Origin of the sequence: Undibacterium sp. Di27W, from assembly GCF_049340345.1 — a bacterium.
GTDB lineage: Bacteria > Pseudomonadota > Gammaproteobacteria > Burkholderiales > Burkholderiaceae_D > Undibacterium.
Window position 1 is genome coordinate 222880 of record NZ_JBMPOS010000002.1, and the last position, 14519, is coordinate 237398.

The 14519-nt window shown below is 50.8% G+C and carries 9 protein-coding genes; all 9 read right to left on the minus strand.

Translation table 11 applies throughout. From position 1 onward, the window contains the following. Positions 1-5: 5 nt before the first annotated feature. The 9 genes from dapA to ACO0LF_RS05825 all read right to left on the minus strand — a co-directional run bounded on the left by dapA (position 6) and on the right by ACO0LF_RS05825 (position 14479). Entirely contained in the window at positions 6-950 is a 945-nt protein-coding gene (gene dapA / locus ACO0LF_RS05785; RefSeq protein ID WP_423012832.1) for a 4-hydroxy-tetrahydrodipicolinate synthase, read from the minus strand. 43 nt (positions 951-993) lie between these two features. Next, positions 994-1398, minus strand: coding sequence for a hypothetical protein (locus tag ACO0LF_RS05790; protein ID WP_423012834.1), 405 nt, complete (start codon positions 1396-1398; stop codon positions 994-996). A 146-nt stretch (positions 1399-1544) separates the two neighbouring features. Continuing rightward, entirely contained in the window at positions 1545-5255 is a 3711-nt protein-coding gene (locus ACO0LF_RS05795) for a two-component regulator propeller domain-containing protein (RefSeq protein WP_423012836.1), read from the minus strand. Positions 5256-5443: 188 nt separating this feature from the next. Further along, positions 5444-6508, minus strand: coding sequence for an ABC transporter ATP-binding protein (locus ACO0LF_RS05800; RefSeq protein ID WP_423012838.1), 1065 nt, complete (start codon positions 6506-6508; stop codon positions 5444-5446). Positions 6509-6599: 91 nt separating this feature from the next. Next, complete coding sequence (locus tag ACO0LF_RS05805; protein WP_423012840.1) at positions 6600-8378, minus strand: ABC transporter permease; 1779 nt, start codon at positions 8376-8378, stop codon at positions 6600-6602. A 107-nt stretch (positions 8379-8485) separates the two neighbouring features. Further along, complete coding sequence (locus ACO0LF_RS05810; RefSeq protein WP_423012842.1) at positions 8486-9601, minus strand: ABC transporter substrate-binding protein; 1116 nt, start codon at positions 9599-9601, stop codon at positions 8486-8488. A 65-nt stretch (positions 9602-9666) separates the two neighbouring features. Next, positions 9667-10650 carry a Bug family tripartite tricarboxylate transporter substrate binding protein gene (locus ACO0LF_RS05815; RefSeq protein WP_423012844.1) on the minus strand — a complete coding sequence of 328 codons (984 nt, stop codon included), beginning with the start codon at positions 10648-10650 and terminating at the stop codon, positions 9667-9669. Between the two features lie 160 nt (positions 10651-10810). Next, positions 10811-11926: an ABC transporter substrate-binding protein gene (locus ACO0LF_RS05820; protein WP_423012846.1), complete on the minus strand. Its 1116-nt coding sequence runs from the start codon at positions 11924-11926 to the stop codon at positions 10811-10813. 630 nt (positions 11927-12556) lie between these two features. After that, on the minus strand, positions 12557-14479 hold the full coding sequence (locus tag ACO0LF_RS05825; protein WP_423012848.1) for a methyl-accepting chemotaxis protein: 1923 nt from the start codon (positions 14477-14479) through the stop codon (positions 12557-12559). Positions 14480-14519 lie beyond the last annotated feature (40 nt).

Consider the following 14519-nt stretch of genomic DNA (forward strand, 5'->3'; position numbering starts at 1 on the left):
TATCCTCAGCGCACCATGCGCAGCGAGCGGCTATTGTTGATAACTGGGCTGGGCAAGCTCCTGGCTTTGACTGGCAAAGGCAAAGCCGCCAGTCTCTCCAGCTCATGCGCGAGTTTGATTTTCCCTGCAAGCGACATGGCTGTCATGGGCAGGCGCAGTTCTTCCTGTATCAAACCCTGCATCGCCAGTGCTGCCTTGACAGGGGCAGGATTGGATTCAGAAAACAATAAACGTATCAGTGGCTGTATTTCAGCAAACAAGGCCTGGGCTTCTGGCAAATGTTCAGTGCGCATGAGTTCATACAATTGCACAAACAAATCCGGCCTGACATGCGCCGCTGCAGAAATCGCGCCTTGACCACCCATGCTCAGCGTGTCGAGTAACATGGCATCGTCACCGCATAACACTTTCAGGTGACTGCAATTCACCAGTCCCATCATTTGCGTCAGGTTGCCGCTGCTTTCTTTGATGGCTACGATATTTTTTTGCTTTTCCAATGCGATGACGGTGCTCAAGTCTATGTTCACCCCTGTCCTCGCGGGCACGTTATACAGGACGATATCTTTCTCAGTCGCTCTGGCAATGGTCTCAAAATGCAAGCGTATGCCTTCTTGCGAAGGTCGCAGGTAAAAGGGCGCGCTGAGTAAAAAACCTTGCAGGTGCTGACTGGTATAGGAGGCTACTTTTTCTGCCAGCAAGCGCGTGTCGCTACCACTCATACCCATCAGCACTGGGCAAGTATTTTTTGTTACGTCCAGCACGGCAGCCAGCAATTGCTGTTGCTCATGCTCAGTCAGTGTCGCGGCTTCGCCGGTAGTGCCACAGACCACCAGGCCGTGTACACCTGCAGCGATCAATTGCGTGGCCAGTTGTTGTATTTTATCCAGCTCAGGCTGGCCATTCTTAAATGGCGTGACGAGCGGAACCCAGATGCCTTCGTAGATAGACATAGTGATCTCTTTAAATATTTGGAGTTGTCGGCGTGTCTTAAAATCAGATCGCGATCAGCGGTGTAATTTTCCCGAATTCAGCTTGCGGCAAGGCGCGCATGATGTGGCTGATGATGGTATCAACCGAGGACTTGCTCAGGCATAACCACACCTTCATTTTACTGGCATGGTCTATCGGTTTGACACGCATGAACAAGACCAGCTCACCGCAGGATTTGAGTATCAGATGACGCAATTCAGTGATGCTGGCAGCATCGACCGTGATACGCATGACAAAGTCATTTTGCACTAATTTTGCTGCGGTCTTATAGGTGACCAGGGGGTGGGGCAGAGCATAGGCGCTTTTGCGTTCGCGATGATTTTCAAATAAAAATTTTTCGCGCTTGCATGATTTTAGTACGTCTGAATAATTTTCAGAGTTATGGCCAGAGTATTGATTCATCATCATCTCGTGTTGTTTGACACAAAACAAGATTAGCAGTCACCGCGTAAAGATTCTCTAAAAAGAATGGGGTTAAATCGTAAACGGCGTGTAAATTTTTCTTCGCTGAAATCCAGGTAAGCATGCGTTGCCAGAGATAGGTAGCTGAATACTTACTGTTTCGCTTCATTCAACATCTGTGAAACAACATCATGTAACACTTCAGCCTGTATAGGTTTGTGCATCAGGATCAATTCTGCAGCTTTGGCGTCTTCTGCCAGTTGTGGCGAGATGTCGCCGGTAATCAAAATGGCGGGGATGTGATGATTAAATTCTTCACGTAAATTGCTGACGACATCAATACCGTTTTCATTCCGATTCAGGCGATAGTCGCAAATCAGCAAGTCAGGTATTTTGATTTCTTCACTGCACATGGCCAGTGCCTGGGCACCTGAGGTAGCCGTGATGACACGGCCATCCCATTGCTCCAGCAAGGCGCGCATGGCCATCAGTATGCTTTCATCATCTTCTATGACGACGATCAAGGCTTCCAGCAAGGATGCTGTCACGACAGACTTGCTGCGACTTTGTTTTTCTCTCATGTCCTGACTCATGGAGAGGGGTAAACTGATTGCAAAAGTTGAGCCCTGGCCTGGCTGTGAGCGCAGTTGTATGGGGATGTGCAAAAGACGGACCAGTCTTTGTACTATCGCCAGGCCCAGACCCATGCCCTTGGCACTACGCTGTGACTCTACCTGGAAAAATTCTTCGAAAATGGTTTCCTGGTCATGCAGGGAAATACCGATGCCGCTGTCTTCTACCGCGATTTGTAATTGATCACCGCTTTCCTGGCAATTGACGATCACTTGTCCGGCAGGGGTATAGCGTATGGCATTGGCGATCAGGTTGCGCAGTATCTGCTCCACCAGGGCAGGGTCACTCCTGACCACCGCCATGCTATGTTGAATATGGAAGTGCAAGCCCTTTACCAAGGCTTGCGGCGTAAATTCCACTTCCAGCCTGCCCAATACTTCGGCGATGCCAAACTCTTGCCATTGTGGTTCAACGATCTGCGCGTCCAGGCGGGATAAATCCAGCAGATTGGCAAACATATCATCCATGGTGCGAGCGCAGTGCCTGAGATTATTCAGCACAGGCTTGACAGTTGCGGGTAATTCAAAATTACTCAGTGCACCCAGATATAAATTCAGCGCATGCATGGGCTGGCGCAAGTCATGGCTGGCCACCGCCAGGAAGCGTGTTAATTCGCTTTGCTGTGCTTCTTGCCGTTTATTGACCCTGAGCAGGGCTTGATTGGTTTTTTCCAGTTCTTCTTTTTGTGCGCTGACTTCCATGGTCCTGATATTGACTTCAGCCTCCAGGGCTTGTTTTTGCTGTATCAAGGTGCGCACGCGCCACAAGTACGCAAGCCAGATGATGGCCAGCAGGCTGGAGCCCAGGAGCAGCCGGAACCAGATGGTTTGCCAGAATGGCGGCAAGACGGTGATCTTCAAACTTCTGCCCGTCTCATTCCAGACACCATCTTTGTTGGCGGCCTTTACTTTGAAGGTATAGGTGCCAGGATCCAGATTGGTATAGCTGGCAAAACGTTTGCTGGCATCTGTCAAGACCCAGTCCTGATCAAATCCCTGCAACTGATAGGCAAACTGGTTTCTTTGTGTATCTGCATAATGCAGGGCTGAAAACTCCAGCGAGAAAATCGCATGTTGATGCCCGAGTGTAATTTCTTTTGCATCCTGGATCTGACCCTGCATGGAAAAACCATCCGGGAATTTCCCTGTGCTGACAGATTGATTGAAGATTTTTAAATCCGTCAGCAAGACCTGTGGGGCATGGGGATTATCGCGGATATCTTCAGGTTTGAAACTGATGAGCCCGGACGGCCCGCCAAAGTACATATTGCCCAGCTTGTCCTGGTGGCAGGTATTTGCGTAGTAACCTAATTCTCCCAGCCCATCTTCATAGGTATAGTTCTTGAATTCGCCTGTGGCTGGATTGAAACGTGAAATATCACTTTCCTGGCTCATCCACAATACCCCCTTGCTGTCTTCCAGTATGCAATTGACAGCTTGTTTGCTGGGGTAATTGATAAATTGAGCCTGCTGGCCTTTCCATCCTGTCAGCTTGCTGAGACCGGTTTCCGTCCCTAGCCACAATTGTTTTTTACTATCAGTAAAAATATGAAATACATTATCGCTCATCAGACTGTGCTGATCGCTGGCATTGTGATGGAAACGACGGAATTTACCTGAGCTGGTATCAAGCAAGTTCAAGCCCTTGATCGTTGCCACCCACAATGTACTATTGTCTGCAAGGAGTATGGAGCTGACATAGTCATTTGAGATGCTGTCGGGGTCATCTGCCTTATGCTTGAAGGAAACCAGTTTGTCCGTGCGGGTATCGAGTTGCATGAGGCCATTGATACTGGCTAGCCAAAGCCGGCCATCGCCATCCATGCGCATTTGATTGATGGAGGTTTTTAAAGATGGCTCATCTTTATTATAGGCGCGCATGATCAGTTGCCTGGTCTGTGCATCCAGATGGCCCAGCCCAGCCCGCGTCGCAGCCCAGATCTGGCCGTGTATATCCTTGTGCAAGCTGCTGACTATATCCATGTCGTCTATGCGCTGATCACCGACTTTGCTTTGCCGTATACTTTTTAATTCTCTGGCATTGTCGGGATCGTAGAGCTTGATCCCTTTTCCCCAGGTGCTGATCCACAAGAGTTGGTCCTTGCCTGGAATGATAGAGGTCGCCTTGCTATCTGCCTCCATGCCTGTGCCCGGTGGCAGGTAAGCAAAATTGGTAAAGCCACCACTGGCCAGGTCCACCCTGTTGACCCCACCACCTGACCAGGTGCCCACCCACAGCGAGCCACTTCTATCCTGGTACAAGGCCTCAACCTGGTTGTCAGACAGGCTTTCGGGTATGCCTGGCTGGTGTTGAAAAGAGCTGAACTTTTGACTGGCTTCGTTCCAGTACTGCAGACCCCGGTCTGCCAGGCTTAGCCATATGCCATAGTTGCGGTCTTCATAGATCTTGAGGAAGACGCCACTAAGCAAATTGTCATCTTCCCCAAATCGCCGGCGCTCTGGCTGGCCTTGTAACTGGGTCCATAATTCCAGCGAATAATTAGTACCAACCCAGAGGCGTTGGCTATGATCTATCATTAAACTGCGTATGATTTGCTGCGCTGGCGTACCCGCAAGCTGAAAATGCTCAAATTGCTGGCTGCCGTATTTTTTTCTATCCAGGCCCTGGGTCGTACCTATCCATAGATTTTTATTGGCATCCATCACCAGTGAAGTCAGCTTGTCATCCACCAGGGAGTCGGGGTTTCCTGCATCATGCTGGAAAACACTGAATTTTTGCCGCTCGGGATTGAAATACTTGAGGCCACTTCTGCTGGCCAGCCATAGCCCGCCCTCACCATCACTGATGATGGCACGTAAAGAGTGTTTATTATTGCTATTACTTGGGTCAGATGAATAAAAGCGCTGGAAATTATTCTTGCTGGGGTCATACAGATGCAAACCGCCGCGATTAGTACCTACCCAAAGCCGTCCGATTTTATCCACATGCAGGCTGCGCACCCAGTTATCGTCGAGGCTGGAAGGATCTTCTGGCTGATTCTTGTATAGGCTGAATTTGTACCCGTCAAAGCGCGACAAACCTTGCTGTCCGGCTATCCAGATATAGCCTTGTGCATCTTGGACGATATCGGTAACCGACCCTGGCAAGCCCTGCTTACTCTTGATGTGCTCAAATTGCAGACTGCGCAGGGGCGTGGCTGCGTTGGCTGCATGCCAGTTTGACATGAGCAGAGCAAACAGAGCCAGCAGGCAGGTGCGAAAAATAGGCATCTTGGTAGGTTAGTCTGGAGTAGGAAGGCATGATGACTGCATATGCGGGTCGCGGCAATAGAGGTGATACCTAAGTATGCCTTTAGAGGAGCATTTATTTGCCTGAAAAAGTAAAAAACCCGCATTGTTATCCACAATGCGGGTTGATTTACCAGATGTTTAAGACCCGTTAGATGCAGGGTGTTGAATTAATACAACCAAAGTTTGTCGGCATCCAGTTGCAGATAATATTCACCCGGATTGAGCTTGAATGGTGAATAGGCGCGTAAGCCAGCGTCTGTCTGACCAAACAGGCATTCCCAGCGGTCACCCAGGTACATGCAGGTACTCAATGGCAGTTTGATGGCATTCTCAGTATGACTGTCAGCAATTTTGACCTTTTCCAGGCGGATGATGGCGGTGACATCTTCCCCTACATCCTTGCCGCGCACCGTGGCTTTTAATTGCTGGCCATTGACACTGATGGTAGCAGTATCGCCATTCTTCTGTATGACTTTGCCTTTCAGTTTATTATTACTACCCATAAATTCGGCGGTAAACAGTGTGTTTGGTGTTTCATACATGCTTTGCGGCGTACCCTGCTGCTCTATGACGCCATTGTTCAATAACAGGATACGGTCAGAGATTGCCATGGCTTCGCCCTGGTCATGCGTCACCATCAAAGCGGACAGGTTCAGCCTGACGATCAGTTCACGCAGGAAGGCACGCGCTTCTTCGCGCAGCTTGGCATCGAGGTTGGACAGCGGTTCATCCAGCAGGATGACGGGCGGGTTGTACACCAGCGCCCGGGCTATCGCCACACGTTGTTGCTGGCCGCCCGACAATTGATGCGGGAAGCGCTCGCCCAGATGGCCCAGGCCCAACTGGCCCAGCACATCCTTGACCTTGTCATTGATTTCGCTGCTGCCCAGTTTGCGCAACTTCAAACCATAGGCAACGTTATCAAATACCGTCTTGTGTGGCCACAAGGCATAGGACTGGAATACCAGGCCCAGGTTGCGTTGTTCTGCCGGTATTTCCAGCCCTTTGCTGCCGTCAAACATGGCGCGTTCGCCCAGGTGTATTGTGCCAGTCTTGGGGGATTCCAGCCCGGCCACGGCACGCAGCAAGGTAGTCTTGCCGCTGCCGGATGGGCCCAGCAGGGCAACTACTTCGCCACGCTGCAAGTTCATCGACACGCCTTTGAGGATGGGGTTGGCGGTAGCGCCGGAACCATATTCCAGGGTCAGATTTTGTACGCTTAATTCAGACATAGTGTGCTCTCGTATATTTTTGTATTGCTATGCAATGAAATTTTATGGAACGTTTTCAGTGACTAATTCAGTGGCCAACTTAGTGATTACTTCAGTGACTTAGCTTCACGCCAAAGCGCAGGGCCAGACCCAGACCTATGGCAACCAGGGTGATATTGATGAAGGACAATGCCGCCACCAGATCAACAGAACCACCCGCCCACAGCGAAACGATCAATGCACCAATGACTTCAGTTCCTGGCGACAGCAAGTACACGCCAGTTGAATATTCACGTTCAAAAATCAGGAAGACCATGAGCCAGGCACCCAGCAAGCCAAACTTGACCAGCGGCAGGGTGACATCACGTGTGACTTGGCCACGGCTGGCACCAACGGCACGCGCCGCTTCTTCCAGTTCAGGGCCAACTTGCAGAAGGGCAGTGGAAATCAGGCGCAAACCATATGCCATCCATACGACGGAATAGGCTATCCATACCGAGAAGATGGTCGAACGCAAAGCACGCAATTGCGGTATTACATTTTCTATCAACCAGATGCAGAAGGCATTGTCGAATCCCTTCAAGCCACCTTCCAGCCAGCTGGGCACGAACAGGAATACCCACAGGAAAGACAGGCCGGCCAGCAAGCCAGGAATCGCACGCGGCACCAGAACGCTATAGTCCAGCAAACGGGTAATGCCATCCGGCTTGCGATGCATGGCCAGTGCAATACCGGCATAGCAAATCACCGCCAGCGCACCACCGATGATGCCGATCAACACGGTATTGAAAATACCGCGCATCAAGGAAGGTTGTTCCAGGATATCCCTGAAATGCTGCAGCGTGATCACATCAGCCAGCTTGACACCCTCACCCCAGTAAGAAACAAAAGCACGCAAGACGATGCCTGACAATGGCAAGACGATAGTGAAGATCAGCCAGGCCGCCAGTACAGCAAAAGCCAGCCATTTCCATTTGCCCAGTGGCAGTGCTTTCTGGCGTGAACCCTTGCCTTTGATCGATACATATTTATTGGCGGATTTCAGCAACCAGCGCTGCACCATCACCAGTGGCATGGTCACTGCCACCAGGCAGACAGCCGCAGCTGCCATCAGGTGATATGAGGGTGTGCCCAGCTTATTGGTCAGCTTGTACAGATAAGTCGCTAATACTAAATGCCCTTCAGGGTCACCCAGCACCAGCACCAGGCCAAACACTTCAAAGCCCAAAAAGAATACCAGCACTGCAGCAAAGGCCAGCGCTGGCATGATCATAGGCAGGGACACATGCATGGCCACCTGGAAAGGTGAGGCACCTGCGACCCGTGCCGCTTCTTCGACGTCTGAGCCCAGGCTCTTCAGCGCAGCAGATGAATACAGATAAACATGCGGCACATGCGTCAGGCCAGCGATCAGGACGATACTGAAGAAGGAGTAGATATTCCATGGCTCTACCCCGGTCAACTGCTTGACCCACAGGGTATAGAAACCAACCGGCCCCATGGATACGACATAGCCAAAACCCATCACCATGGGGGAGACAAAGATAGGCACCAGCAGCATAGGCTCTATCCAGCTGCGGCCTGGCAAATCCGTGCGTACCATCAGGAAGGCCAGCAAAGCGCCGAGCGGAACAGCGATAGCTGCCAGGCCAGAAGCCAGGATCAGGCCATTCCAGAAAGCCTGGCGGAAATCAGTATCGTCAAAGATGAAGCGATAAGAATCCAGGCCCAGTTCTTTTACTGGTGCAAAGAAAGGGGCATTCAAAAAACTCTGGAATAATATCAATGACAGCGGCGTAAATATCGCCAGCAGCGTCAGGGTCACAACCAGGCCACGCGGCCAGTTGAATTGCGACCACCGGCTGCGCGGAGGTAGACTCAGGGTGCTCATGCTTAGCCCAATTAGAATATGGTGTGTGATAGCGGTGGAAGAAAAAACCACCAAATGCGTTTAGCAATGCCAGTGAGATACAAAGGCATTGCTATTGCCAGTAAGGTCTATTTTTTGCCTGCGGCTTCTTTCCATTGTTTCAGGAAAGCCAGGCGTTTGTTTTGATCCAGGTATTGCAATAACATGGGATTGACCGGCAAAGGTTTGAGGCCTACGCCTATCATTTTTGCCAGGTCAGAATAGGTGGTTTCACCCTTGACGTCAGCACGTATCGCATACAGCTTGGCTTCATTGGCGATCATGGTCTGGCCACGTTTCGACAAGGTGTAATCAAGCCACAGCTTGGCAGCATTCGGGTGCTTGGCGGCTTTGCTGATGAACATCACGCGTGACAATACCAGGGTGTAATCCTTGGGGATTTGCACGCCTATGGACGGATCCTTGGCGGCGCGTACCAGCGCATAAGAACCAAGGATGTTATAGCCGAGCAGGTTTTCGCCGGAAGAAATACGTTCCAGCATGGTGCCGGTAGATGATTGCACGCGCACGCTGGCATTGCCGAAGGCTTTCGCCAAATCCCAGAATTCCTTGTTTTCGCGACTATCCTGGGTAATGAACATGAAACCTACGCCGGATTTCTCGATGTCATAAGTCGTGACCTTGTTCTTGAATTTATCCAGTTTGCTATTGATGAGCTTGGCAAATTCAGCATGGGTCTTTGGTACTTCATCAGCCGTCACCAGACGCTTGTTATAGACGAAGACTGCTGGTTCAAATGTCGTGCCATAAGCTGCATTATTCCAGATTGCCCATTGCGGTATGCCGCTGATTTCTGGCGATGCATAGACCAGGCCATAACCATCAGAAACCAGCTTGGTTTGCAAGTCCATGGCAGATGACCACATCAGGTCGGCGCTATTGCCACCTGCGGCCATTTCCGAGATATAGCGGTTATACACTTCGGTGGAATTCATGTCATTGTATTCAACCTGCACATCTGGATACATGCTGCGGAAATCCTTGATCAGCGGTTCCACTGCCTTGGTGTCGGTGGCGCTATAGATGACCAGCTTGCCTTCTTTTTTTGCACCATCAACGATCTTGCCATAGTCGGCTGGATAACCTGCTGGCGCCTGTGCCTGCGCCGCAGTTTGGGCACTTAGCATTACGCTGCCAGCCGCCAGTGCTAGCATGCTCTTGACGAAAATTCTTTTTGTTTGCATTTGTCTTCTCCTGTTATTGTTTGTACTGGTGTACCAAGTGATGAGGGTTTACTGCTGGCAGGGCGCTAACGCACCATGCCAAATTCTTTTGCCTGCAGACGATAATTATTGACAGCTTTTTGTATGTAATCAGTCAGCTCCTTGCCCGTCATGGCGAAGGGGAAGAGGCCGTGAATTTTTCTTTGATCTTCAAAGGCGGGGGTGTTCATGGCTTGCTGGAAATAAGTGACCCATTTTTGATAATCCTTGTCGCTGACCTGGGGACCCATATACACCCCACGGATAATAGGCCAGGTCACGTCAAAGCCCTGTTCACGCGCGGTAGGCACATTCGCCAGCGGGCCGGGCAGGCGGGCATCGGACAAGACGGCCAGCACACGTATCTTGTCATCGCGGGCATGCAGGCTGGCTTCAGAGGCATCGCCGGATACTGCCTGCACATGGTCAGCCAGCAAGGCCGTGAAAGATTCACCGCCGCCTTCAAAAGCTACCAGGCGCATGGACTTTGAGTCTATGCCTATCTGCTTGCCTATCTGGGCCATCTTCAACCAGTCCTGGCTGCCAACCGTTCCACCGGCACCGATGGCAATATTGGCGGGCCTGCTCTTGATGGCTTCCATCAATTCACGCAGGTTCTTGTAGGGGGAATCCTTGCGTACTGCAATCATGCCGTAGTCAGTGCCTATGGCCGCCACCCAGCGCACATGGCTGGCATCAGATTTACCGAACTTGCCTTCGGCCAGGTTCAGCAGCGAGCCGCCGGAATAGGCAACCAGGGTATTGGCTTCAGCTTTTCTCTGTGAAATGATGGTGGTCCAGGCGATAGCACCGACCCCGCCAGGCAAGTAACTGATTTGCATGGCTTGCGTGGCAGTGGCCTGTTGCGCCAGCTTGCAAGTCAGGTCCATGCCACCCCCGGGTTTGGCCGGGACGATGCACATGGCCATTTCTGGCTTATCTGCAGGCATCACAGGTAGTGCGGCACTCGCAGGCAAGCCAGCCAGCAGGCTGCTCAGCAAGAAACTCAGATGTGTAGGCCGGATGTGCATGACAAGACCATGGTTGATGGGTTACATGGATCATACCGAATTGAATCTTTCAGTACGCTTTCACAAAATCTGGTGATGATGAATGCGGCAATAGTATGCAACATTAGAGTCTAACAATAGAATGTAAAAATAGAAGCTAAAAATAGAAGCTAACTGCAGCTTACCGCAATATCACGCCATTTTTACCAACGATGGTCAACTCTACGAAATGCGAGCCATCATGGTCTTTGGGACCATAACTGACTTCCACTCCGCCCAGATCGACATTGCGCATGCTTTCCAGTGCCTGCAGCAGTTTCCTTGAATCCGGGTTATTCCCGGCACTGCGCAAGGCTTGGGCCATTAATTTGGCGGCAACATAGCCTTCCAGTACAGCATAGGACAAAGGCGGTGGATTTTTGGCCGATTTCAAGGCTTTTTGCAACTCCCTGACTACAGGTATACCTATATCCCGCGGATAGGGCATGACTTGCATGACGCCTATGCCACGCCCTTCTGCCCCCAGAGATTTGAAAAAATCATCCGAATTGACATTCGATAGCATCAAAAATTGCGGTCTTTGCCCCAGTTTTTGCATTTGCCGTATGAAGTCAGCACAGGCAGCTGGTGTGCAAGCCATCAAGACCGCCTGTGGAGTCGTCGCCGCGATGCTGGCAACAGCGGCATCCAGCTTCATTTCTTTCCTGTCATATTTGGCGATGACAGCCGCGCGCATATTGCGTTTTTCCAGGTTGCTGACAAAGCCGTTCAAGCCATCTTTGCCAAAACTGTCATCCTGGTGCAGGATAGCCAGCTTGCTGATCTTCAGTTCGGCCAGTGAAGCCACCATTTTGGCTGCCTCGTCCTGATAACTGGCGCGCAGATTGAACACCTGGGCATGCAGCGGCTGGTGCAGGCTTTGCGCACCAGAGAAAGGCGCAATCAGCGGTATCGCATATTTGTCCAGCAGCGGCAGTATGGCTTCTATGGTCGGCGTGCTGCGATAACCAAACAGGGCTATCGCATGGTCTACATTGATGAGCTTGAGAGTATTTTCTTTAGTCAGCGCCGGATCGCGCTTGTCGTCATAGCTGATGAATTCTATGGTTTTTCCGTTGATGCCGCCCTGGCGGTTCAGTGCATCAAAATACAGTTGTGCACCTTCGCGGTTTTCCTTGCCGGTGCCCTGGCCGGATAATTCTACCGACTGGCCGATGACGATTTTGCCGTCTGCATGGGCGATGGCGGGACAGATGAAACAGGCGAGCAGGAAGAAACTGAGGCGTAAGGGCTTCATGATGGTAGTCTCCGGAATTTTTTTTGTAAGGGAGCATAGGGCCGGGGAGCTTTCATTTTGCTTGCAGTAAGGGGCCTTTCGGAAATTTTGGGGATGCTCGAGTGGGTGACGAGCCTATGCGCACTGTGGTTTGAGTCTGGATTAGAGGGTAATCATATTAACGTCATTCCTGCATGGTTTTGGCAGGAATCCAGCGGCGTTCGTTGTAAAATATTGCGTGAATTAATTTCAGATTCGTTGAACTTTTAGTGCTCTGACTTTTAATACTCACATTCGTCGATTAAGATTGCAGGCCAGTGGTAGACCGGCGGCTACACACCTTTTTGTCCCGCCAAAAAGTTGTGCCAAAAAGGCGACCGAGGCGTTGCTGCCCCTGTGGGGTTCCCTTTGCTGCAAGTCAAAAAATGGGAAAGTCCGAAAACTCGCTACGCTCAAACATCGGCCTTTCTTTTTCCATTTTCTGCCTTGCAGCAAAGGCATCGACACATCGGAACTGCGAAATTCAAAAGCAACCCCAAAGTCAAATGCAACGTCAATCCATCCTCTATCCAGATTGCACTTTACATTGCGGCCCAACAAATCAAAAGGGACGCATAAGCGTCCCTTTGTTGCTATCAAGATGAAATATGGCTACAACTTAAACACACTCACAGTCTGTACCAGTGCCTGTGATTGCTCTTGCAAACCTTCTGCGGCAGCGGCAGCCTGTTCTACCAGGGCGGCGTTTTGTTGGGTCATTTCATCCATCTGGGTGATGGCCAGGTCGATTTGTTCTATGCCTGTGCTTTGTTCTACGGTGGCGACGACGATTTCCGACATGATATCGGTGATACGTTTGACGCTGGCGACGATGTCGTTCATGGCTTTGCCAGCGTGGCTGGCCAGTTCATTGCCAGTGTCGACCTGCTCTACGCTGCTGCCTATCAAGTCCTTGATTTCACGCGCAGCAGTGGCGCTGCGCTGGGCCAGGTTGCGGACTTCGGCGGCGACTACAGCGAAGCCGCGGCCTTGTTCCCCGGCACGGGCGGCTTCGACGGCAGCATTCAGGGCCAGGATATTGGTCTGGAAGGCGATGCCATCAATGACGCCGATAATTTCAGAAATTTTGCGAGAACTGATATTAATAGCTTCCATGGTATGGATGACCTGGTCGACGATGCCACCGCCTTCTGTAGCGACCTTGCTGGCATCATTGACGAGTTGATTGGCTTGCCTGGCGCTGTCGGAATTTTGTTTCACTGTGCCCGTCATCTGTTCCATCGACGAGGCAGTTTCTTCCAGGCTGGAAGCCTGGGTCTCGGTACGGGCTGACAAATCTACATTACCCTTGGCAATATCATGTGTGCCATTGTTGATATTCTCTATGCTATCCCTGACATTACCGACTATAGCTATGAGGCTGGTGCGCATGTCTTCCAGCGCTTGTAACAGCCGCCCGGTTTCATTGCCGCCACTGGCATCGGCAGGAAAACGCAAGTCCCCACTGGCGATATGCTGGGCTACCACGATGGCTTGTTCCAGTGGCACGCTGACTGAGCGCGCAATGGCCCTGGCAAACAGACCAGCCGCGCAGATCATTGCCAGCATAGAGATGATCATGGTCCATCTGAGCTGATAAAAATCGCTGATGCGTTGATCGAGTATATTGTGCAATTCCTTGCTGGCATCTGCATTGAGCTGGAATTGGGCATCAATCGCACGGGTCGTCACCTGTACATATTCCACCGATGAAAATTCCAGAGACTCGGCCTTGGCAATTTTTTCCGTTGCCAGCTTCATCGCATCTATGGCTTGCCCGGTTGCTTCTTTCATGACGGCACCGAGTTTTTTCTCTATATCGGGATTACTGAGAACAGCCTTGTTGAAGGAGTTATTCATTTGCTGGGTGCGGTCATTTGATCTGGAAATCAGGTCAGAGACCACCATCTTGTCCTCTATTGTGGCTTCTTTTTTTGTCAGCAGCCCTGCCCCTTTTGCACGCATGCGCCCCAGTTCTTCTGTCAGGTAGGGCTGGATATAGTACATCGCCTGTATCAATTGATAACTGTCTATATTCGGGTCCAGGCTGAGACCGTAATAATCACCGATGAGATCATTCACCAGCAGCAATTTGGGCATCAGTGCACTATGGGCCTTATAGCTGTCGGGCACGCTGATACTAGCTTTGGAAATCTGCTCACGCAGGATAGCCCAGTCTTGTTCAGCCTTGTTCCAGGCCTCGGTGATGGCTTTGTCGTTGATGCTTTTGACTATGGCAGCCATGCCAGCATATGAGGTATCGGCTTCTTTTTGCTTGCTTTCCCGTTTATCTTTTTCGCTGCTGACACCGCCTAGTACCAGTGCAGACAATGCCCGGTGCTGTTGCGTCAGTTGCACAGTTTTGAGTATCAGGGTCATGGCTGGCAAGCCTTGTTTTTCAGCTAGCGCAGCATCCAGGTTTTTGGAGGATTCCAGATAATACAGAGCCGTAGGTATAGCAGTCAAAATCAAGGCTATTACACTCAATAGTACAAATTTTTGCCATAGTAGCAATTTTGTTAATATCGATTTCATTCCAGCCTCCTGTTATGGAATCTATAAGATTTTCTTGTTG

Coding starts and splice junctions, on each gene's coding strand:
- dapA (WP_423012832.1), bottom strand. CDS start 950: ATGTCTATCTACGAAGGCATCTGGGTTCCGCTCGTCACGCCATTTAAG.
- ACO0LF_RS05790 (WP_423012834.1), bottom strand. CDS start 1,398: ATGATGATGAATCAATACTCTGGCCATAACTCTGAAAATTATTCAGAC.
- ACO0LF_RS05795 (WP_423012836.1), bottom strand. CDS start 5,255: ATGCCTATTTTTCGCACCTGCCTGCTGGCTCTGTTTGCTCTGCTCATG.
- ACO0LF_RS05800 (WP_423012838.1), bottom strand. CDS start 6,508: ATGTCTGAATTAAGCGTACAAAATCTGACCCTGGAATATGGTTCCGGC.
- ACO0LF_RS05805 (WP_423012840.1), bottom strand. CDS start 8,378: ATGAGCACCCTGAGTCTACCTCCGCGCAGCCGGTGGTCGCAATTCAAC.
- ACO0LF_RS05810 (WP_423012842.1), bottom strand. CDS start 9,601: ATGCAAACAAAAAGAATTTTCGTCAAGAGCATGCTAGCACTGGCGGCT.
- ACO0LF_RS05815 (WP_423012844.1), bottom strand. CDS start 10,650: ATGCACATCCGGCCTACACATCTGAGTTTCTTGCTGAGCAGCCTGCTG.
- ACO0LF_RS05820 (WP_423012846.1), bottom strand. CDS start 11,926: ATGAAGCCCTTACGCCTCAGTTTCTTCCTGCTCGCCTGTTTCATCTGT.
- ACO0LF_RS05825 (WP_423012848.1), bottom strand. CDS start 14,479: ATGAAATCGATATTAACAAAATTGCTACTATGGCAAAAATTTGTACTA.